This is a genomic window from Gordonia sp. NPDC058843 (genome assembly GCF_042743165.1).
In the GTDB taxonomy this organism is placed as follows: Bacteria; Actinomycetota; Actinomycetes; order Mycobacteriales; family Mycobacteriaceae; genus Gordonia.
Map to the genome: position 1 here is coordinate 62258 of NZ_JBHYNC010000005.1, position 21278 is coordinate 83535.

Genomic DNA, 21278 nt, shown 5'->3' on the forward strand with positions numbered 1-21278 from the left:
CAGTCGTGGCCCGATGCAGGCGAGTCGGACACAACGAATCTATTTGGCGCACAACCAACATGCCAGTCACAAGCTGTCACCTGTTCAGGGGAACTTCCGGGCGCAGGCCGTCGGGAACATGCTTGGGTGGGAGACCGCGCCTGTGCAGCTCGCATTCTTGCCGATCTCGTGGGGCGCGCATTCGTACTAACAGATGAAAATAGTCAGAATTTCGGCCGCGGTATTGCTATGTATTCGCCGTGCTGCTCAAATGGGCGAGCATTCTGATTCGCTAATCTACTGGGAGACAGAGCCATTGAGAAATGAACGTCGAGTGCCGCGTCGAACGCAAGTCACCATGATCGCCGCAGCCGTCGGCGCATCAGCGATCTGCCTTGCCGCTGGGCCTGCCAGCGGGTGGGTCAATCATCCGGGGAGTTCAGCAAGTCAGGCGACGCTCAACAGCGCCGGAGCTGTGAGTGTGACCGTCAGCAACCCTACGCCGTACCCCGTTCGGTGCAGCATCAACTTCTATACCGCTGAAGCAGAGCCGGAACTCCGGGCAGCGACGGCGAGGATCAACCAGGTCGCGCCAGCCGTTCTCGCCGGCGGCGACGTCGATGCTCTGATCGAATACTCATCCGCGATTACCGCTTTGTCCCCACGGCAAGGGGCGTTTGTCGCCGGGAGAAATGACGGCCGCGTCGACGCCGTGGGTAGCCAAGTGTTCAACTTCCGGGTCGACGCCCCCGTCGCAGATAGATACGTCGGCTCAGTCCACTGCGACAATTACGCGGACGCCGCGACCAAGGACCTGGATGCGGCTGTCGTAGTCGCCACAAAGAGTGGCGGCACCGGTGGAGGTGGCAGCTGGAGCAGCCTCGGCTGAGCCTCCGTAACGCTCAATGGTTCGGGTGGCACGATCGGTGAGCTGCGTGGGATTGGCGAGCGGCTCCGTCTCTCGCCTGGAGTTCCAACGAGCCGTGGGCCATTGTCGTCGGTCAGCCGAAGCCGATCTGACCGCCTGCGTCGAACCAGTCCTTGCGATGCTGGTCATGTCGCGGAGCTAGCGGGCGGCGGTGGTAACCGGTTCGAGGAGGAACAGGCACGACCGCTCCTCATAGCGGTCAATCTCCGCGGTAAGGGTCAGGTTTGTTCCTACTCCGATCCTGTCCGGCACGGAGCCGACCCAGTGAAGGTCGTACGTGGTGTTCTCATCTCGGAACTGGAAAGCGGGCCCACGAGAGGACCCATCACCGTAGTCGCCCGCGTTGATGAGGATGTCGTATCGGGTTTTTGAGTCCCCGTGTCGAGCCATCTCGCCGACGCTGCCGCGAAACTTAATCGTTTGACCACTGTGCGCCTTAGCGAACGCTGCGATGGCGGGTGAGCAGTAGTTGGTCGATGCGAGGACGGCCGCGAACTCGGGGCTGTTCGTCGACGTGAGCACGACGTCATCGGTGTTCGACGACTGGGCCGGTGCCCTATCCGTCGCTTCAGGGGAAGGTGGCCGGCTTGGTGTTGCTGGCATTTCCCCTAAGGGATTCGTGGATTCTGCTGGCGCAGTGTCCTTCTCGCTCACGATCCCAACGGCGATACTGATCGCCAGCACGAGCACCGACACGGCACCGCCGGTCATCCACAGGAGCCGCCGAAACTTGGGTCGGGGGCGTCGGAAGGTGATTTCCGCCTGTACCTTTCCAGGCGACTGAGACACAAACTCCCAACCATCGGCTTCCCACTTCTTGATAGTCCGCGACTCCATGCCCCGGACCGCACGGACCGTCTTCGTCTCGTACGTGACTTCGCCGTCCGACGTCATACCCGCAACCCCTCAACTTCTGCCGGAAAGGCTACCGGCCGCGCTGAGCTTACCCACGGACACCGGGTCCTCGATGTGCTGGTCGTGCCATGACCTACTGCCGGCGGTGCTCGTCGCGCATCGGCGACTGAGCGACTCGCAGATCTCAGGGGCTTCGTCCCGGACAGGCAGGCTGGAAACAGGCCATCCTCGGTTGGCTGGCACTACCGATGGCCAGGCGAGATGTCTACCGCCGAAGAACTCGGATTTGGCCGCACAATCCGTGCAGCCCGGCACCGCCACCGCCATAGGAACCTCATCGGTTCGTGACCGAACACGTTCGCGATTTCCCACACTTTCGTGACTGGTCACGAAACACATTGGCGTGCAGCGTAAGTCGTCGATCCTCTAGCGTTGAGACGCGTAGCTGGTGAGCCGCTGTGCTGCCGCTTCGTCCTCAGAGGTAGCGCAGGGGGTCGACCGTTGGGTCGTCGTCGACGGTATCGATGCTCGAGTCGGCCAGGAGGTCAGTGATTGCCGCGGCGCTGGCGCCGGTGGCGGCGAAAGTTCGGTCAAACGTATGTGTCGACGCACCACGCACGATTGGCTGGCCGCGCGAACGCTGGGATCGGCCAGAACGGTCCGAACGGTGGTCCGGCGTCGGACAGTCAACAGGGCCGTTGCCGACCGTTAACGCCAACCCTTTACCATGACGGGGGTTCGATTTCGATGCGAGAAGTGGCTGACCAGCGGGGTGTTCCGGCCCGGGATCGCTTGTGTGACAAGGAGTGTCGACGATGCCGGCATGGTGGAACCTGCGGGGCTGGGCGCTGCGCGCAGCGATTTCTGCAGTGATTGCGACGGGGATGACGATCGGTGCGATCGGAGGAACTGCGGAGGTGTCGGCCGAGCCGCCGAATCTCGGTCCGGCGCCTTCCGCGGTTCCCGAGGCCATCGACGCCGCTGTGCCGGCACCGCCGGTGAAGAGGTTGCATCGCATACCTGCGCGCTCGGTGACCCCCGGCGCCTCCCACGAGCTGCAGGAACTTCGCGAGGCGGTCATGCCCTCGCCGAGCGGCGACCGGTTCTTCGATCAATGGCCGGCCGACCTCGCACGCCGTGCTGCCGGAGATGTGATCGCCACTCGCGATGTCATGCGCACGGCGCAGTTGCTGATGACGGTTCCGCTGCGGTCGGCTCGTCAGATCAAGTTCCGGAGCGTCGACGCCGGCGATCAGCCGATCTTCGGTACCGCGACCCTCCTCGTCCCCGCCAAGGCATGGAAGGGACCGCGGTCGCGTTCGGTGCTGGTTCACAATTCGCCGATCGTCGCGCTCGGGACGAAGTGCACGCCCGGCTACACGCTTGCTCACGGCTATCACGCCGACACCAACACCACCGACCTCATCCCGCCGTTCGCGCAGTTGGCCTTGGACCGCGGCTACGCGGTGATCATGCCCGACCACACCGGACCCCGGATGGCGTACGCCGAACCGTACGTCGCAGCGCACGTGATCATGGACTCGCTGCGGGCGGCAGGGCGGCTCGACCCCGACAACTTCGCCACCGGACCGATTGCCATGCACGGATACTCCGGTGGCGCGATTGCCACGAATGCCGCGGCGAAGCTTGCCGATTCCTACGCCCCGGAGCACGCCGGGCGGATCGTCGGCGCGGCGTATGGCGGCGTACCGGCCGACTACCGCTCCCTGGCCGGGGCCATGAACGCCAACCTCGGTTCCGGGGTGTTCCACGCCGCCATGCTCGGTGTCGCACGGGAACGTCCCGAAGTCCTCGCGATGGCGAACGACGCGGCACGCTGGTTGGCCACGTCTCCGATGCGGGACTTGTGTACCAGTGGGATGGGTGCCCTGGGTGTGTCGCACATACCCACCCAGGTTCTGTCGGCCGATCCCGATCCTTACCGTTCACCCGTCGCCGAGCGTCTTTTCGCGATCACCTCGATGAAAGATCACCAGGCGACGATGCCGCTGCGGATCTACCACGGAACCTACGAGTGGTGGATCCCGGCGAGCCAGGCTCGCGCCCTGTTCGCCGAGCAGTGCGCGCTCGGGGCATCAGCGTCGTACCGCGAGTACCCGGCCGAACACATGACCGGGATCTTCGCCGGCCTGCCCGACACGTTGACGTGGCTCGACGACCGTCTGCGCGGGAAACCCGCGCGGAGTGAGTGCCGCTGACAGGACGACCTGGGGTGGCTTCGACTCGGCGCCTCGCTCCGCTGGGGCCGGCGCAACCACGGGTCGGGTCAGAGCGCCGCGACGACCAGGTCTGCGATGGCCTTGCTGCCGAGCGGGGTGGGGTGGCGTACCTGGGTTGCCGACCGCGAGATGTTTCCCTCGAACCATCGAGCTGAACCTGCGCATGCGTCATGTCCGGCGGCAGGTCCGGCCACGTCGACGAAAACAACCGAGTGTGCTCGAGCGGAGTCTCGGAGCACTGCGTTGAAGCGCTCGAAGAACCGTAGGACGAATGCAGCGTCTGCGGTGCTGATGTTCGCCTGACCTGGGCAGCCGGTTTGACCGTAGTAGCCGCCGTGTCCGACGAGAACGACGCGTGCGTTGGGAGCGCGTTGTCCGATCCGGGTCAGCGTGGCGTCGATCTTGGGTGCGAGTGAGGCCAGACCGGAGTTGATTCGTCTTGTCACCGAGGCGTTGGCGCGGCAACGTGCGTCGGGGCCAAACGTCTTGGTGAAACAGGACGGCACCAGCGACCACCACTGCAGATCGATACCGCCGATCGACAGAGTGACCAGCCGCGTCGACCGCGACAGCGCGTGTGTTTGAACGAGGCGCGGACCGTACAGCGTCAGCTGTGGTGTCGTCGTGACATTTGCGGTGGTGGCGTTGACGCAGGCGACAGACCTCATGATGAGTCCGAGTCGCGAGGCCACGTGTACCGGGTAGCCGTTGGGTGTGCGCCCGCAACCGTCTGGGCGCAGGCTGGAACCGTTCGTTGGCGCGGCAGCGCGCGAGTCGCCCAACGTGACGTACGCGGGACCACCCGGGGACGCCGTCGCCGGCACCGCCAGGAGGGTGCTGAGCAGACAGACGAGGGTTGCGAGAGTCGCGGCTCGGACGCGGGACATCAGGGAGCTGTGGCCGTCGATCATGTTGGTATTCCGGTTCTTCTGTGGGCTGGTCTGGGAGTGGCGCAGTACCTCAGGCCCGGCAAAAGGCCTTAAGGTTCTGCTGCGAGGTGAAGGCGGAGATACTCACCGATCCGTTGCCCGCGAGCTCCGCCAGGTATGTGCCCTCGTACTGAACGGCTTCGTCCGGGTACCTCGTGGCGAGGTCGCCAAGTTCGGCAACAGCTTCGAGGCCACCTGCAGGACCACGGGAGTTGATCAGAGTCCTGGTTCGGTACAGGTCCGAGACTTTCTGCCATGCATCGCAGACGTCCTGCTTCGTCGGGGCCGTGTTCTCCGTCGAAGCGCCTCTGGGTTCCTCGACCGTGACCTGTGCGCCGTCGGGTCGGGTGCACCGGATGACCGGCTCGCCCGCCTCGGTTTCCGCGGCGCCGAGGATGTTGCATCCCCACGAATCGAGTTGCGCGCCGCGATCACCGCGTTGGGTGCGGGGATCGTCGACGTAGCGTTCGACGAGACCGAGGGCGCTCTGGCAATCAACACCCCTGGCGACGACCCGAAGCTTTGGGAAATCGGCTGTGGGCCCGCAGGTGTCGGCCTCGTCCTGTGAAGCCGGTTTCGGCAGGCACGTGCACAGGGTGAGAGTCTTGACGGTACCGCTGGCGACATCGCCGTCGTAGGAAACCTTGAGCGCGATACCGCGGGGTTCATCTGCTGCGAAATATGCAGTGGACATGGCCTTGTCGTCACGAACCGGCTTGCCGAACAGTTCGACGACGCGACTCATCGGAGTGCCGACCGTCACCCCGTCGACTGTCGTGACCGCCGATCCGAGCGGGCGGATCTCGACCAGTACGCCCTCGGCGAATACCCACTCGCAGTCGTGCCAGCGCACGACCACGCGGTCGCCGTCCACCGTTCCCGTGGACAGTTCCGGGAAGCCTGGCGTCGTGGCTCTGATCTCATCGGCCCGAGACCCCAGGTTCACCCCGGCCAGTCCGGTGTTGGTCAGCTTCGTCGACGCCGAGTCGGCGTCACGGGCGGCGGCGATCCGTGCGGCGAGCTGTTGCGAGTTGTCTGCCGTGATGTACACACCGCCGCCCTCGCGGGCGATGCATTCCAGCTGGGTGTTTGTCGCACGGAAGCCGATGGTGCTGATCGTGACGTCGGGGTAGCGAGCGCGCAGCTGCTGGGCCGTGTCGCAGGGATCGGGCGCACAGTTTGCCTCTCCATCGGAGACCAGAACGACGGACCCTTCGCTGCCCGCCAGCAGCTCGACACCTTGGGTGAGAGCCTTCGACAGCGGGGTCCATCCCTGGGCCTCGACACCGGCGATGGCCTCGGTCGCCGACCCCTTGTCTATGGGTGCCAGATCCATGATCGTCGTGACGTCCTGGCAGCCGGCCGCCTGGCGCGTCGTCTTCGCGTTGAGCGAGTTTCCGTAGGCTATGAGTCCGAACGGTGTGCCGTCGGGGAGGCCCGTCGCAAAATCCGTCACGGCGGCGCGTGCAGCGTCGATGCGGGGGCCGGGAGCGTCGGCAGTCAGCATCGACTCTGATCCGTCGAGCACGACGACCACCGGGGAAGAATCGGCAGACGCGGTCGTGCTCTCCGACGGGGAGCTCGGGCTGCCGTCGCCCGACGTGCTACATGCGGCCACAAGGAGACAGAGGATGGCCAGAGAGCCCAGCCGGGCGGATAGCGTCACCAGCGGATAGTAGGTAGCCGACGACCTCGCCGGAACCTTCACCGGCCGAGTTCACCCGATCGGGTGACACTCGGTTCTGTTGTGCCGCAGAGGATCATGTCCGTGCAGAATCACAAACTCGTTTCGTCATGGGTTTATTACGTACCGGGGCCTTGATGGTCACCCCCCGCGAAACGGGTCGCTTCGACCCGGTGCTTATTCGTCGACCTGTGCGACGGTGCGTCGACCCTCGGCGGTGAGGGCGAAGTACTTGCGGCGCCGATCTGAGCCCGGACCTGGCTGCGAAGGTGCCACAAGACCCTCATTGAAGAGGTCGCCCAAGGCACGCGATATCTCGTCAAGGCGAACGTCAGTGCCGTTGTCGGCGATCCGCTTCTTCAACTCTGAAGGTGAGAGAGTTTCATCGACGGCGACGTTGCTCAGAACGAGTGCCCTGATCTGGCCGCGACGAGTAAGGCCCCCCGAGATGAACGCGGTTCCGAGCTGTTCCAGCCGAACGGTCATGAGCTCGTTGATCGCCCACAAGGCCCCGGCGAGGTATGCCTGTCGTTCTTTTCCGAGCAGAGCTTTCTCCGGGGTATTGATGGCGTGATCGCCGACCTCGAGCTGCTCTCGCGCTCCCGCGACAGCGGCCTGGGCCAGCCGAATGTCGGCCTCCGCTCCAGCGGCGACAAGCCGCCCGAGGTCGTAGACCAAGCCGATCGCAGGCCGCAGGTCAGGTTCCTTGCTTTGGTCTCGAGTGCGTTCTGCGAGGTCGTTCAGAAGCGACACGAGTGAAGCAGCGGCGACTGACGGCATTGACACAACCTAGCACGGGCGCAACTATTGTCAATCATTGTCTTCGGTTCGGCGGACGAGTCGCTCATCGAAGGAGAAGGTCCACAAGCCCGGCTCTCGCCCGGGCGTGCTGTTGTTCTCCGACACGGCCCAGTAGCGATCTGGCTGTTCGGCGTACGGACCGGCGAAAACGGCTTCTGCCCTGCTGACTGCCGTCGCCTGCGATGCGTCGACCGGTGACTGGTCGTCAGCCCAGTGCGCAGGGCCGTTGGCGATAACGACGAAAGCTTGGCTTCGGCGACACAGTGAGGCGGCAGTGTCGGTCAGCGAGGCTGTTTTAGGGCTCATGGCGGGAACCAGGAGGAGATTCACTCCGATCGCCGCCAGCTGACTCAAAACTGCGTCGTCCATCCCGTCACGGCAGATCAACACACACAGCGTCCACCGTTCACTGGCGAAGACGCGAACCTCGGTGCCAGACCGTACTTGTTCGATTGCATCGCCGATGTATGCGGGATGCAGCTTGCGAGGCGTGGACACAGAGTGATCCCGGGCGAAATCGGGAGTATGCACTACGAGTCTGCCCTCGTTGGTCATGAACCCTTCGTCGTCAGGGCCGCTTCCGAGACCAGTGCACACCACTGTGGGCCGCGGCTCCCGCGGCTCCCGCGGCTCACGGGCGAGAAGAGCGGTGTGGACCGCCTCGGTGAGCGTGTACTCCGGCATGACAAGAATATCGGCACCACGTCCCGCTGCGCGCGAGCTCAATCGTGCGATTCGGTCAGCCTGGGCTGCAACATCTTTCGGGCCAAAGTTTGCGAAAGTGCGACGCGGAAGATCCTCGAACGCGATATCGAACTCGGTGAGGTCACTGTTGGGTTGACCAACCCCCACTGTCAATCGGCCTGATGCCCCCACGGGGCTCAGCCGATTCCAGCTGTCGAAATCGATGACGTAGGTGTATGGTGCCGCGCCGGCAATCCGTAGGCGCCGCGTTTGTGCCAGATCACGGTCGGGAAGACTGGCCGGCTTTGTGTTGGCGGCATGTGGTCCCAACCAGCGTCGGGGGTCATGCCGGCATACCGGGTATGGTTCGCCCGGCGACAGGACCACCTCACCACGTGCTCGAAACCAGTGGAGGTACGTATCGCCGGCAAACTCGTCAAGACACTCGGCCATCCCACGCGCGACCGCGAGCGCGTGCATGCGAGGCGTATTCGAGCTCTTTTGGCCGACCGCGTGTCTACCGAACTCACACAGAGCTTTTCGAGATGCGCGAGACATGAAGGACAATGGACGGACGTCACCCGAGTCCTGTGTGGCCAGCACTCGCAACGTGGGATCGGCGGCAAACATTGCGGCGAGGGCTCCCGCGTGGATCGAAGCGATTGTGTCGAAGGGTTCGCCCGGATCGAGGTTCGCCCACGTATCGGAGCCCGCCGTGTTCTCGCTGCAGTACTTCAACAGTTCGACGGCGACGTTGAGCCACGTCGCGTCGAGGTCGGGCATTGCGAGGATGCGAACGATCGTTGCATCAAACGAATCTGTGTCGTTCGGTGACATTCGTGCGGCCTCCGAATCGGAACCTGGCTGGAACGCTCCGCAATGCCATATCCGGCCATGTTTCCCGGCAGCGAGCTCTGCACAGTGTAGTCAGGTTCGGCGGGTCGGTGTCGCAATTCTGTTGCGCGGCTGTGTTCGTCCGAGCTTCTGGTGTTGCTTGCCAAGTTGCCCCGCCGAAAAGTCACTACAAGAGCCTGGGTGGTCTCAGGGGTCGACTCGATGACGGGCGCAGTGCCGCCCACCCGGTCTGCCGATTGGCCCGAGAAGATTCGTAGAAACCGGAGGAAGGTCCCGCGCTCAAGAGCTGATGCGGGCCGGTTCCACGACGACACTGTTTGACTCCGATGAACGCCTGGCTCGATCACCCGCCGTGTCGTCCGCGATGAGAGCGCGGGGAGTATGCAGCGACCCGCAGCGAACAATCGCGATGGTGCCCCCACCAGGGCTCGAACCTGGGACCTGCGGATTAAAAGTCCGTAGCTCTACCAACTGAGCTATAGGGGCAGGACCCCGGCGAGCGGGGCGTCGATGAGTTTACAACGTGACAGAGCGGGCGGAACGCGCCCCTCGGTGTGCGTGTCGCCGGATGCCTCAGCGGAGCGCATTAATGCCCTTGATCAGGCGATTTGTGGTTTGCGCGAAACCTGTCATAAGCTATGCGAGCTCCCAACGGAGAACACGACCGGCCCCCTTCGTCTAGCGGCCTAGGACGCCGCCCTTTCAAGGCGGTAGCGCGGGTTCGAATCCCGTAGGGGGTACGCCTGCGCGGAACTCGGCAACGGGATCCGTGCAGATAATTTAACAAGGCCCTGTGGCGCAGTTGGTTAGCGCGCCGCCCTGTCACGGCGGAGGTCGCGGGTTCGAGTCCCGTCAGGGTCGCCAAAGGTTTCGGTTCATCGATAACCGGTGCCTTCCGGCCAGGTAGCTCAGTTGGTACGAGCGTCCGCCTGAAAAGCGGAAGGTCGTCGGTTCGATCCCGACTCTGGCCACCACAATGATCCCCAGCAGTTTTCACTGCTGGGGATTCGTTGTTTCAGCCATCAGCCATCAGTCATGTGTCTCACATCAGGTCCGCTGCCAGGTTGTGGCCCAGATCGCAACGGCTACAACGGATTCACCCGATCGTACGACGCGTCCTCGGCTGCACAAACATGGTGTCGCAGGCATGATGGTTCGGTGAACGCGATACCGGGGGGTACGCCGCGTCGACCCTCACACAGTGAACTTCCGGAACAACTCGACAACGGTTCGTCACCGCGGGCCGGCAGCGCCAGTCCGCCTACGTACAGGTACGAGTACAAGGACCCGTATGCGCCTATGTCCACCGCCAAGCAGGTGGCCCTCGGGTGCGCGATCTCGTTGCTGCTCATCGCTTTTGCTGTCGCGGCATTTCTCATCGGACAGGGGTGAGTCCGGCGGGTAAAGCGGCGCGTCCTGGTTGAACCCGGCGGGGGCCGAGAGGGTGAAACTCGGCCCACGCCGGGACTCGTCGCCAGCTCTACCGTGGGGCGGGGGAGCCGAGGCGACCGCAATGTGGTTTTCTCTGGGGACGTTGAATACGTTGTCGTGGGGCTGGGTTTCAGCCGTCAGGCTGCTGCACCGGCCTCTCCGTCGCTCGAGTCGGACGAGGTGTCGTTATCGGCATCGGTGTCTGACATGTCTGAGGCGTCCTCACCAGGTGTGGATGTGTCGGAATCAATGCTTGTGTCTGCTGGTGCGGAGTCGGCCGGCTCGGACTCCGCGGAGTGTCGTCCGCTGCCGGTGAGGCGGTGCCGCCCGCCCTCAGACGGGGTCGATGCGGGATTCGGATCCGAGTCTGCGTTCTCGGGCGCGCGATGGCGTCCTCCGGATGAGGTCCCCACGACGGGGGTGGGGGCGTCGGGGCTCGCGGTCTCGGCTGGCGCGAGCGGCCCGGTCAGCGGTTCGTCGACATCCGCTGCATCAGCGAGACGGGCAATCCCCGATGCGTCGTCGTCGGACGACGAAGACTCGACCGGCACCGCCGCGTTCGACACGGTCGGCGTCACCAGCGGGTAGAAGGCGTTGTTGACGCGGTCCCACCGCTCGATGTCGGCGTTGCTGGGGTCGATGCCGATGGCGTCGTTGAGAATCATGGCGACCAACGTGAGCGGGCGGTGTTTAGGCTGATAGACGACATAGGTCGTGTTGCCGTCTCGGCTTCGCATCGTCGTCGGTGCGGCCGTGTAGTCGATCAGGTTGCCGTAGTTCTCTTCGCCGAGACCGGAGTGGATCGCGATGAAGCCGGCCGCGTTGACGAGCAGCGAACTCAACGGGCGGCTGTTCCTCCACTGAAAGTTGGCAACCGGATCGCCGACCACGATGACGGACACGACCGGGAGGTCCTCGCCTGTGGCGCCGGGATCGCGGGCGCCGTTGCTCTCGGCGCCGAACAGTTCGAAAACCGTGCGGACGACGGGGTTGTCGTCGGCCCAGGCCTTGAGGCCCCACGGGCTGCGGGGGTCGGAGATGAGCAGAATCAGGGAATTGCCGGCGTCGATTGTTCCCCCGGCGACAGCCTGCTCCGCCGCATCTCCGAGTGCGTCAGCGCCCTGGGAGTAGCCGGTGTAGACGATGTACGGCTGACCCGCGGTCTGCTGCGCGAACGCGCTCATGACTCGGAGGATGTTGTCGACAGCGACATCTCGAGAGGCGTCGTAAGTGGGGGCGAGGAACGGCAAGACCGCACCGGACCGGCCAGAGATCAACGGGCCGAGCGCTTCCGGATAGTTGATCACCAAGGTCTGACGACCCGCGCGAAGTCCTCGGATCCGCGGATACATGGTGCCGTCGTCGGTACCCGGGGTCACGATCACGATCGTGTCGCCGTTGACGTGAGGGAAGGTCGTTGAGAGCCAGTCCGGCCCGAGTCCGTCGTCGGGTTCGGCGGGGCGGAACACGCCGGCGTCGTTCAGCTGGTCGATGGTGTGACTGGTCTGGGCCGACAGAACTGGTGCAGCTCCGGCAGGAGGCAGCGCCATCGGTACGACCATTCCCAGGCACAGCGCGCAACCGACCGTGGAGGCACGAAGTGTCCGCCGAATACCACTCATCTCATTCCCCGCCCCAGCTAGCGCCGCCCTGATCAGCGGTCATCGGCATGCTTGATGTGATCTCAACGATCACGAATCTCGGTCAATTGTCTGTGGCCACGGGGCGACAGAACAACTTACCGACGGGTTTTCACCTGATCGGGGGAAAGCTGGGGCTAGTGCAGCGCCGCTGCCCACCGATCGTCAGAAGGGTGGCGGGTCCAGCCGGTCGGCGTTCTGTTCGGCCTCGCGCTGCTTCTTGTTGCGGGCGCGTTCGGCTCGCCGGCGGGCCAGTTTGGCGTCGAGTCGGCTGCGGGTGCGTTCGGGGTTGTCGCCCGGGGTGATGGCGTGGGGTGTGGGTGGTGCTTGGGCGGCTTGTTCGAAACGGATGCGCCGCAGGTTGGGGAAGGTGTCTTCCAGCGTTTCGGCGTCGCCGGGCAGGGTGACGCCCTCGGGGGTGAGGTATTCGGTGACCAGCCGACCATCGGAGTCGCGGTACTGCGCATCAACCCAGTCACCGTGGGTCTTCAGCAGGTGCCCGCCGCGGCATTTCGCGTTGAGGTTCTCACTCGACGTCGCCCCACCCTGGGTGGGGTTGGTGTGGTCGTACTCGGTGACGTGGTCGAGATCGCAGGCGAACGCCGAACGGGTACAACCGGGTTCGGTGCAGTACCCATCCCGCACCCGCACGAAAGCGGCACACGCGGTGGTGGGCCGATACCCGTTACCGGGATGGGTGGCCGGGTACACCACTGCCGCCGATGCGGTGGTGTCGCCGGACTCAACGTCAGCGTGCGTTGTGGCGGACAAGTTTCCGGCGTCGGCACGGGAGTCCTCGGCTGGTGCAGGGCGCTGGGAGGTCCGTCGTTCAGCCTCATTGTTGCTGGTGGCCACGTAGGTCGGTGCGGTGCGGGCCGGGGTGACCGGGGTGAGCGTGGCATCCGGGCGGGCGGCGAGATTACGCACATGCTCATCGGAGATGATGCCGTGCTCATCGAGGAACCCGACCCCGGGTGCTCCGGCGAGGGTCGCGGCGTCGGTGACCACATGGATCACGACCTCGGCGCGCACCGCGTCGCAAACGCTCTGCAGATCCGGGACGACCGCGGTGCATTCCTCAGGGCTGTCGCACTGGCAGTCGAAGCTGCTGCGGGTGAGCAGGGCGAACATCGCATCGGAGCGGCGTTGACCCCGCGTTCGCCCATCACGCTGACAGACAGCATCGGCGAGGACACCGACCGCTGTCGCCGCGATCCGCACATTCTCCGCAGACATGACCGCAATCAACTCTGCGGTGCCGTCGGGCAGCGTGTGGGTCCACACCCCACGCTGATCCACAGCGTCGCGGCGGCGTTGCCGCACCGCATCCGGATCATGCCGGAACACCAACCGGTCGACCATGTCCCGCAACCGGGCCCGATCCCACACACCCTTACGGCGGCGCAACGTCGCGGCGATCTCGGCATCCAGGACAGGGGTGATCGGGTCATCGGCGGGGATCAACTCGGTGCGGGAGATGATCACCCGGATCTGCCACTGCGCCACGATCCCGTCACGCAGGGCGTCAGCAACCTCGGGCAGCCGGTCCCGCAAGGCGATCGCCTCATCGATCAAGATCTCGGCGTGCCGGCGTGACACCCCGGCCTGGCGGGCGATACGGGCAGCACAGTCGGCGTGACCGTCCATCACAAACCCGGAGGCGTTGGTGGTGACCAGACGGTCGGCCATCACCGCGATCGTCTGATACTGATGCCACACCAGATACGAGGTACCGCGCCGGGTCGCGTCCAACCCGGCCATCAACAACACCATGTCGGTCTCACCCACCAGGGCAGGATCGACCCCGGCAACGAACTCGTCCGGCAGATCGGTCCACACCCTCACCCCACACCCCCCGACAGGTGACACGACCCGCCCCACCGCGGCGGAATCTGTTACCAACCAAGGTAAACCCCGCCACCGACAAACTCGGATGACCGTTCACAACGGACTCCGATGCGTTCCCAGAGACGGAGTAAGGCGGCGCGATCGACTCATCCACCCGGCTGCGGGAATGCGCGGCCCACTGGAGTCGCTGTGGCCGAAGCGAACACACGACAGACAGTGCCGGCCCAGATGTCCGCGGCATCCGACGCGCGTGATGGACATATGTTGTCAAGGCTGCTGCGTACCGGCCGTGAAAGGTGTGGCTTCGGCAGCACTCAGTGAGCACGCTTCCGTTGCTGCTGGCCCAGTTGTCCTGAATTTTGAATATTGCTTCGATTATGCTTGAGTGGTGTCTGGATGGCACCGCCCTTCGTGCCCTGTCGAATCGCACCGGTTATGGTCCGGACGGCAGCTCACGCGGCCAAATACTCACCCAGGAGGCCCCAGTGTCTGACGTCGTCACCGAACGTGATGGGCGAGTACTCATCGCCACCCTGAATCGATCAGCGCACCGCGGTTCGATCGGAGGCCACCTGATGGCGGAACTCCTCGAAGCGTCACGAACCGTCCAACAGGATGACTCCCTTGGAGCTCTGGTTGTCGCCGCCAATGGGCCCGTGTGGTCTTCGGGCGGCGACCCCAACGCCCTGCAGAGCGGGTTCGGGCCCGGTGCAGACGCCAGTTACCTCGTACACCGGGAGAAGATTGGTGGTGAGAACGGCCTGGGTGACCTGTCGGACCAAGCTATCGAGTTCGACGCTCTAGGAATCGGTGCCTGGCTGACGGCCTATTTGCAGTGCGAGAAGCCCCTCATCGCGGCGATCGACGGAGTTGCGGTCGGCGGGGGCTTCGCCCTCGCTCTGGCTCATGACGTGCGCGTGATCAGTGACCGCGCTCGATTCATGCCCGCATTCAATGGCCTCGGTGTCGGGCCTGAGCTGGGAGCCAGCTGGACTCTCGCACGCCTTGTCAATCCGAGCCGGGCTGCTTCGATAATCATGACGAACACGTGGGTCGACGCGGATGAGGCGCTCGCGTCTGGCCTGGCCAACCTGACTGTGACGTCGGCCGACCTACTGGCCACCGCCGTCGACTACGGGGCGAGGATCAGTGCGCGCCCTCTTCCGCAGGTCCTCGCGGCTGTCCGTGCGCTTCGTGAGGCTGCCGGTACGACGCTTGAACAACGGCTTGCCCTCGAGTGGGACGCTCGGCGAGCATCGGCCGGACCGGCCTGAAACTGCGCCGCGGTTGAGTTGAACGTCGTTTGGGCAGCGCCAGCTCTGCGGTCTGCCGGTCACAGTACGGCTGCACGGTCGCCCATGGCGGGTCGGCGAGTCCTGCGCCCACTCAAAGCCGGCGCGATCTAAGGCCTTGGTTGCGGTGGCGCTCGTGTGCTGCTCACTGTCGGTGATGACGGGCCAGTCCACTTACTGCGAGCCCTTAGGGCCTGCTGCTTTTCTTGTTGGGTTGGACGACACTCGAGCACACGACCGCCTTTGCCATGACTTCTCCGATGGCCAAAGTCGATATGGCCAAAGTCGATATGGCCCAAGGGATATGGCCCAAGGGATATGGCCCAAGGGATATGGCCTAGTGGATATTGCTCAGTCCATCCTGTCGAGGAACTGGACTACGTGGGAAGCGAAGACGCCGTTGTCGTCGCCTGCGATCATGTGTCCGGCATCTGCGGACTGCACCTCGGCATGGGGAATGAGAGCTTGCATCTCCTCCACGCCGGCATCGCTGACCACGTCTGAATGTCGACCACGGACCAGAAGAGTGGGAATGGTGATGGCGGCAGCAGCTCGGTTCAGGCGTTCGGTATGGGCAGGGCTCAGGCCCTCGTCCGACTGGCTGAGGACCTGAGGATCCCAATGCCAGTACCATCGATCGTCGGCGCGTAGCCGAACGTTCTTCTTGAGTCCATCGAGCGATGCGGGTCGGGGGCGGTGGGGGTTGTAGGCGTGAACAGCGTCCGAAACCTCACGCAGTGTTGAGAACCCCTCGAGATTGGCTTCCATGAATGCGCGGATCCGGGCGGCGCCGGCTTCTTCCATCCGGGGTGTGATGTCGACCAGGACGAGCGCGCGAGCGAAGCTGGTGTCCTCACCCACCGCGAGCATGGCAACGATGCCGCCCATCGACGCGCCAATCACGACCGGTCTGCCAGGCAGTAGTTCGCTTGCGATCCGCAGGTCGTCGACCATCGTGTCGAATCGATAGTCTCCGGTTTCCACCCAGCCGCTGTCGCCGTGTCCGCGCGCGTCGTAGGCCAAGACATGCCAGCCTGCCTGCGCGAACGACTCGCCGGCGGTGCGCCACGCATGGCGGGTCTGTCCGCCTCCGTGGAGCATCACGATAGATCCGCGCGGCGCCATGCCGGGGTGCGGTAGCCACGTATCTCCGACGAGGGTGACACCGTCACTCGCGTCAAACTTCACGATTTCGCGCAATGCTTTCTCCTTCCGCGGGTTCGCGCCCTGCTCGCCGGCGCAATCCTGCGGCCCCAATTCGGAAAGGGGGAGCGCGCCCGCCTCATCCAAACCTTAACCCAGATTCGAACAGCGCCCCGACGGGAGTCGGGCGACCGGACTCGGCTCGCACGATCACAGGTTCAGTGATTTCGCGATGATCGTCTTCATGATCTCGCTGGTTCCGCCGTAGATACGCGTGACACGAGCATCGGCGTACATGCGGGCAATGGGGTACTCGGCCATGTACCCGTATCCCCCGAACAGTTGCAAGCACTGGTCGACGACCCGACCCTGCAGCTCCGCGCAGAAGAGCTTGAGTTTGGCCGCGTCGACCGCCGTCAGCTCGCCACGATGGTGTGCCTCCAGGGCGCTGTCGATGAATGCCTGGCCGGCGGCGACGTCGGTGGCACACGAGGCGAGGACGAACTTGGTGTTCTGGAACGCGCTCAGGCTTCGGCCGAACGCCTTGCGCTCGCGTACGTGCTCGGCCGTGAGGTCGATGGCGGTACGGGCCGCCGTCAACGAGCTCAACGCGATCGAGAGGCGCTCCTGCGGGAGATTGTGTGACAGGTAGCCGAACGCCTGCCCCTCCTCTCCGAGGAGGCAGTCGAGGGGCACGCGGACATTGTCGAAGAACAGTTCGGCGGTGTCCTGCGACTTGAGACCGAGCTTCTCGAAGTTGGGCCCCACAGTGAGGCCCGAGATGCCCGCGTCAACGACGAAAAGGCTTAGCCCGCCCCGTCGATTGTCGGCTGTTGCGGGTGATGTCCTGGCGACGACGATGAAGGAATCGGCGTTCAGTGCGCCCGTGATGAAGGTCTTGCTGCCCCGCAGGACATAAACGTCATCCTCGCGCGTGGCCGACGTGCTGATCCCGGCCAGGTCCGAACCGGCGCCGGGCTCGGTCATGGCGATGGCCAGCATCATCTCGCCGGCTGCGACCTTCGGCAGCCAGCGACTCTTCTGCTCGTCGTTGCAGTATTCGAGGAGGTAGGGCGTGGCGATGTCCATGTGAACACGCAGGGCGCCCATGCTGACGCCGAGCCCGACCGACGTCTCGGTCAGGATCGCGCTGTACTTGTAGCTGCTCTGCCCGCCACCCCCGTACTGCTCGTCGATCGCCATGCCCAGGATTCCGAGTTCGGCCATCTGTCGATAGACGTGCTTTGGGATGCGGCCCTCCTTCTCCCACCCGTCGAAGTGGGGGACCACCTCGCGAGTCAGGAACGAGGCCACCATCTCGCGAAAATCCTCATGGTCCTCGTTGAACACTGTGCGACGCATTTTTCCTCCAACGGTTGCTGATCTCGGGGCGTGACGTGGATCCCCCTGCTCATGTAGTATCAAATTCGAATAAGATTTCAAAAGTTGCTCGAGTGTTCATGGAGCAGAGTCGAAGGGAGAACATTGTGGACTTCACCCTCAGTGCTGAGCAGTTGAAGCTGCAGGAGCGTGCGGCAGAAGCGGGTCGAGCTCTTCGGGGCCGGTCGGCCGAATGGGACCGATCGAACAAGGTGCCGTACCCCGAGGTGGTCGAGCACGTCAGGGAGCACGGGCTTCTCGCTCTGACGATGCCTACTGAGTACGGGGGCCAGGGCCTGACGGCAATGGACTACCTGATCACTGTCGAGGCGATGTTCAGGAACTCGCAGTTCTGGGCGATCGGGGAGCCTCTCTTCGCCACTGCAGGACCGGGTCCGAGCATGGTCATGATGGCTGAGTCGCAGGCAACCCGCGACAAGTTCCTGCCTGACCTGGTCGCCGGGACGAAACAATGCGCGATCGCGCTGACGGAGCCGGACTATGGCTCGGATCTGACCTCGCTCATCACGACTGCGGAGCGCAGCGGCGACGGGTACGTCCTCAACGGCAAGAAGACCTATGTGACCGGGGCGACGGTCAATCAGCTGTATGCGGTGTTCGTCCGTTTCGACGACATCCCCGGTCACCGGGGCATCGGCGCCATCATCATCGAGGAAGACATGCCCGGTGTGACGATCGAGGCCGGACCGGAGTTCATGGGCTGCCGGGGGATCCCGCACGGTGACCTGACTCTGTCGAATGTCCATGTTCCGGCGGAGAACCTCATCCGTGGCCCTGGCAGCTTCGGAGACCTGATGACGGCCTTCAACATGGAGCGCCTGCACAACTGCGCGTTCAATCTCGGGATGGCCGGCGCCGCATACGACGAGGCAGAGAAGTTTGTGCGCGAGAGGATCGCCTTCGGGCGTCCCGTGGCGGAGTTCCAGTCCGTTTATCACGCGCTGGTCGACATGTGGACAGACCTCGAAGCACTTCGCCTGATGGCACGCAACGCCGCGGCATCAGCGATCGACGGAAACTACCCGAAGGCACTCGAGACCACGGCGGCCAAGCTCTACGGCGCTCGGGTGGCCTCGCAAATCACCCTGAAGGCGCTCGAGCTGCACGGCGGGTACGGGGCAACGACCGACTACGCGATCGAGCGCATCCATCGAGATGTCGTGGCCACGATCGTGGCCGGTGGCACGCCGCCGGTCTTGCGGAACGCCATTGCCGCCTACATCCTTCCAGGGGTCAACGTCTCGCAGCGTTCCGGCCGCGACTCCAAGAAGGCTGCGACCGTATGAGCAGAGCGATCTACGAGGAGGTACACGAGCAGTACCGGGACTCCGTCAAGACCTTCATCAAGCGGGAGATCACTCCGCATTACGGCCGTTGGGAGGCGGAGGGGGGAATCGACATGTCCGCGTTCGCCGCGGCGATCGATGCCGGCATCTACGGACTCGAGATCCCGGAGAAGTTCGGCGGACCGGGCGAGACCGATGTGCGTTATCGGATGGTGGTCAACGAGGAGATGGCACTCGCGCGAGCGACAACCTTCTCGATCAGCGTGGCGAACCAGGACGACATGGTGCTGGTCTACCTACTGGATCTGGCCACGCCAGACCAGCTCGACCGGTGGATGCCGCGGCTCGCGGCCGGTGAGATGGTCGGTGCCGTTGCGATGACGGAGCCGGGCGCCGGCAGTGATCTTCGGGGTATCGCGACGATGGCTCGTCGCGATGGTGACGGTTGGGTGCTCTCGGGCCGCAAGACGTTCATCACCAACGGGACGATTGCCGGAATCGTCATCGTGGCGGCCCGCACCGAGAGGGACGACGGGTCGTTGGGCTTCAGCCTGTTCGTGGTCGAGGACGGCATGCCCGGGTTCGAACGGGGGCGGCCGTTGCAGAAGGTCGGTCTGCATTCGCAGGACACCGGAGAGCTGTTCTTCGACGAGGTCCGCCTTCCCCAAGAGAACATGCTGGGTGAGCTGGGCAGCGGACTTTCCCAGCTGAAGAAGCACCTGCCGCGCGAACGGCTCAGCACGACGCTCGGTGCCGTCGCGGACGCCCGTGCCATCTATGAGCTCACCGCGGCGTACTGCTTCGAGCGCAAGGCATTTGGTCAGGCGATCGGGGAGTTCCAGAACACCCGTTTCGCTCTGGCAGAGATGGCGACCGAGCTCGACATCGCGGAGGCATATCTCGACGCTCTTGCCCTGCGCCACAACGCGGGAACCCTGACGGCCACAGATGCAGCCAAGGGCAAGTGGTGGACGACGGAACTGCAGAAGAAGATCGTCGACCGCTGCCTGCAGCTGCACGGCGGTTACGGCTACATGATCGAGTATCCCGTCGCCCGTGCGTTTGTCGACTCACGCGTCCAGACGATTTACGGCGGTACGACCGAGATCATGAAGGAGATCGTCGGCCGCGACATCGCCGCGTCGTTCAACTCGGCCACGGTTGAGAAACGCGTTGGTGGACAGTCCTCCTCATGACCTCGACGACCTCCGGCCCTCTGCTGGTCGACCGTAAGGACGGCATCTGTCGGATCACCTTCAATCGTCCCGAGATCCTCAACGCTCAGAACCCAGAGATGCTGGAGCTGCTCGATGCAACGCTCGACGAGGTTGCGCGCGACAGATCCGTTCGCGTGGTCGTGCTCGCCGGTGCGGGCAGGAGCTTCTGCTCAGGTCACGACCTCCGGCAGATGCATGACAACCACGCCTACCGGACGAACGCGGAGTCAGTGGAGGGCCGCTTCCGACAGGAGATGCGGCTGTTCGTAGAGCCGGTTCGCAAGTTCCGCGAGCTGGCTGTGCCCACGGTCTGTCGGGTTCAGGGGCACTGCTTGGCGGCCGGCCTGATGTTTGCCGGAGCTGCGGACTTCGTGGTGGCCGACACGACGGCATCGTTCGGTTCGCCGATCGTGACGGCTATCGCGGTCAACGATGCCGAGGTCGCCAGCTTCGCCCTGCGTGTGGGCGAGATGTGGGCCAAGCGGGTCTTCTGGATGGACGAGCGACTCGCGGGGCAGGACGCAGTCGATGCCGGTCTCGTGACGTGGCTGGTCGACCCGAAGGAGCTGGATCCGATCGTGGACTCGGTCGCTGCGAAGCTCGCGGCTGGTCCTCCCGAGACGATCGCACTGTCCAAGCGGACGTTGCAGTTCATGGCCGACCAGCGAGGCGAGGCCGCGGTCAACCGCTTTCACTTCATGGCGCACCAGCTCAGCCACTGGACGAACGAGTCTCAGCGGGTTCTCGACGAGCGCATGGCCCGCCTCGCGGCCGGCAAGTCGCCCGTAAGCGACCGCTGACCCGGACGGATGCAAGGTCAGCATCGGGCATTCCACTCGAGCGCGAGGTGCCGCTGGGGGATCCCGGTCGGGGCCGACGGCAGGGAGGAACCGAGCACTCCGATCACGATTCGATAATCGTGTGCCAAAGCGAGGAAAGCCTCCGCGGACAACGGCCCCGTCGATGGCGGCGATGAGGCGTTTGACGCTGTCTGCACAGCTGGGGTCGAGGCGCGAGCCCGTCGTCGGTGTGAGGTCGACTTGTCGATTATCGGTGTCGCTCAAC

The 21278-nt window shown here is 64.3% G+C and carries 15 protein-coding genes and 4 tRNA genes; 9 read left to right on the forward strand and 10 right to left on the reverse strand.

The genetic code is table 11. The features are described 5' to 3' along the window. Positions 1 to 337: 337 nt before the first annotated feature. Positions 338 to 868, forward strand: a complete 531-nt coding sequence (locus tag ACFW3F_RS05385; protein WP_388055071.1) for a hypothetical protein — start codon at positions 338 to 340, stop codon at positions 866 to 868. A 177-nt stretch (positions 869 to 1045) separates the two neighbouring features. Here the strand turns inward: ACFW3F_RS05385 and ACFW3F_RS05390 are convergent, their stop codons facing one another. Then, entirely contained in the window at positions 1046 to 1801 is a 756-nt protein-coding gene (locus tag ACFW3F_RS05390; protein WP_388055073.1) for a DUF4839 domain-containing protein, read from the reverse strand. 776 nt (positions 1802 to 2577) lie between these two features. Between ACFW3F_RS05390 and ACFW3F_RS05395 the strand changes: the two genes are divergently transcribed. Further along, positions 2578 to 3981 carry a lipase family protein gene (locus ACFW3F_RS05395; protein ID WP_388055075.1) on the forward strand — a complete coding sequence of 468 codons (1404 nt, stop codon included), beginning with the start codon at positions 2578 to 2580 and terminating at the stop codon, positions 3979 to 3981. Positions 3982 to 4049: 68 nt separating this feature from the next. Here ACFW3F_RS05395 and ACFW3F_RS05400 read toward each other — a convergent pair whose 3' ends face one another. From ACFW3F_RS05400 to ACFW3F_RS05420, 5 genes are all read right to left on the reverse strand, one after another. Continuing rightward, positions 4050 to 4913, reverse strand: a complete 864-nt coding sequence (locus ACFW3F_RS05400) for an SGNH/GDSL hydrolase family protein (RefSeq protein WP_388055077.1) — start codon at positions 4911 to 4913, stop codon at positions 4050 to 4052. A 49-nt stretch (positions 4914 to 4962) separates the two neighbouring features. After that, positions 4963 to 6597, reverse strand: coding sequence for a VWA domain-containing protein (locus ACFW3F_RS05405; protein ID WP_388055079.1), 1635 nt, complete (start codon positions 6595 to 6597; stop codon positions 4963 to 4965). Between the two features lie 195 nt (positions 6598 to 6792). Continuing rightward, the gene (locus ACFW3F_RS05410) at positions 6793 to 7395 is read right to left on the reverse strand and encodes a PadR family transcriptional regulator (RefSeq protein ID WP_388055081.1); all 603 of its coding nucleotides are present in this window, start codon (positions 7393 to 7395) and stop codon (positions 6793 to 6795) included. Positions 7396 to 7425: 30 nt separating this feature from the next. Then, entirely contained in the window at positions 7426 to 8883 is a 1458-nt protein-coding gene (locus tag ACFW3F_RS05415) for a hypothetical protein (RefSeq protein WP_388055083.1), read from the reverse strand. A gap of 482 nt (positions 8884 to 9365) precedes the next feature. Beyond that, a tRNA-Lys gene (locus ACFW3F_RS05420) sits at positions 9366 to 9441 on the reverse strand. Between the two features lie 181 nt (positions 9442 to 9622). Here ACFW3F_RS05420 and ACFW3F_RS05425 point away from each other — a divergent pair. From ACFW3F_RS05425 to ACFW3F_RS05435, 3 genes are all read left to right on the forward strand, one after another. Continuing rightward, positions 9623 to 9695: transfer RNA gene (locus tag ACFW3F_RS05425), tRNA-Glu, on the forward strand. A gap of 47 nt (positions 9696 to 9742) precedes the next feature. Beyond that, positions 9743 to 9819 (forward strand) — tRNA-Asp (locus ACFW3F_RS05430). Between the two features lie 33 nt (positions 9820 to 9852). After that, positions 9853 to 9929, forward strand: a tRNA-Phe gene (locus ACFW3F_RS05435). Between the two features lie 594 nt (positions 9930 to 10523). Here the strand turns inward: ACFW3F_RS05435 and ACFW3F_RS05440 are convergent. Together ACFW3F_RS05440 and ACFW3F_RS05445 are read right to left on the reverse strand one after the other, a co-directional pair. Beyond that, positions 10524 to 12008, reverse strand: coding sequence for a PE-PPE domain-containing protein (locus ACFW3F_RS05440; RefSeq protein WP_388055085.1), 1485 nt, complete (start codon positions 12006 to 12008; stop codon positions 10524 to 10526). Positions 12009 to 12191: 183 nt separating this feature from the next. Continuing rightward, positions 12192 to 13865, reverse strand: a complete 1674-nt coding sequence (locus tag ACFW3F_RS05445; RefSeq protein ID WP_388055322.1) for a DUF222 domain-containing protein — start codon at positions 13863 to 13865, stop codon at positions 12192 to 12194. A gap of 584 nt (positions 13866 to 14449) precedes the next feature. Between ACFW3F_RS05445 and ACFW3F_RS05450 the strand changes: the two genes are divergently transcribed. Next, positions 14450 to 15148, forward strand: a complete 699-nt coding sequence (locus tag ACFW3F_RS05450) for an enoyl-CoA hydratase/isomerase family protein (protein ID WP_388055087.1) — start codon at positions 14450 to 14452, stop codon at positions 15146 to 15148. Positions 15149 to 15517: 369 nt separating this feature from the next. On the opposite strand, the gene ACFW3F_RS05455 is transcribed toward ACFW3F_RS05450, so the two are convergent. Together ACFW3F_RS05455 and ACFW3F_RS05460 are read right to left on the reverse strand one after the other, a co-directional pair. After that, positions 15518 to 16456, reverse strand: coding sequence for an alpha/beta hydrolase (locus tag ACFW3F_RS05455; RefSeq protein WP_388055089.1), 939 nt, complete (start codon positions 16454 to 16456; stop codon positions 15518 to 15520). A 63-nt stretch (positions 16457 to 16519) separates the two neighbouring features. Then, the gene (locus ACFW3F_RS05460) at positions 16520 to 17671 is read right to left on the reverse strand and encodes an acyl-CoA dehydrogenase family protein (protein ID WP_388055091.1); all 1152 of its coding nucleotides are present in this window, start codon (positions 17669 to 17671) and stop codon (positions 16520 to 16522) included. A 35-nt stretch (positions 17672 to 17706) separates the two neighbouring features. Here ACFW3F_RS05460 and ACFW3F_RS05465 point away from each other — a divergent pair, with 35 nt between their 5' ends. From ACFW3F_RS05465 to ACFW3F_RS05475, 3 genes are read left to right on the forward strand one after another with little or no spacing between them, the layout of a single operon-like run. Further along, positions 17707 to 18996: an acyl-CoA dehydrogenase family protein gene (locus ACFW3F_RS05465; RefSeq protein ID WP_388055093.1), complete on the forward strand. Its 1290-nt coding sequence runs from the start codon at positions 17707 to 17709 to the stop codon at positions 18994 to 18996. Continuing rightward, positions 18993 to 20192, forward strand: a complete 1200-nt coding sequence (locus ACFW3F_RS05470) for an acyl-CoA dehydrogenase family protein (protein ID WP_388055095.1) — start codon at positions 18993 to 18995, stop codon at positions 20190 to 20192. The genes ACFW3F_RS05465 and ACFW3F_RS05470 overlap by 4 nt, the downstream gene beginning before the upstream one ends. Then, the gene (locus ACFW3F_RS05475) at positions 20189 to 21013 is read left to right on the forward strand and encodes an enoyl-CoA hydratase/isomerase family protein (RefSeq protein ID WP_388055097.1); all 825 of its coding nucleotides are present in this window, start codon (positions 20189 to 20191) and stop codon (positions 21011 to 21013) included. The genes ACFW3F_RS05470 and ACFW3F_RS05475 overlap by 4 nt, the downstream gene beginning before the upstream one ends. Positions 21014 to 21278 lie beyond the last annotated feature (265 nt).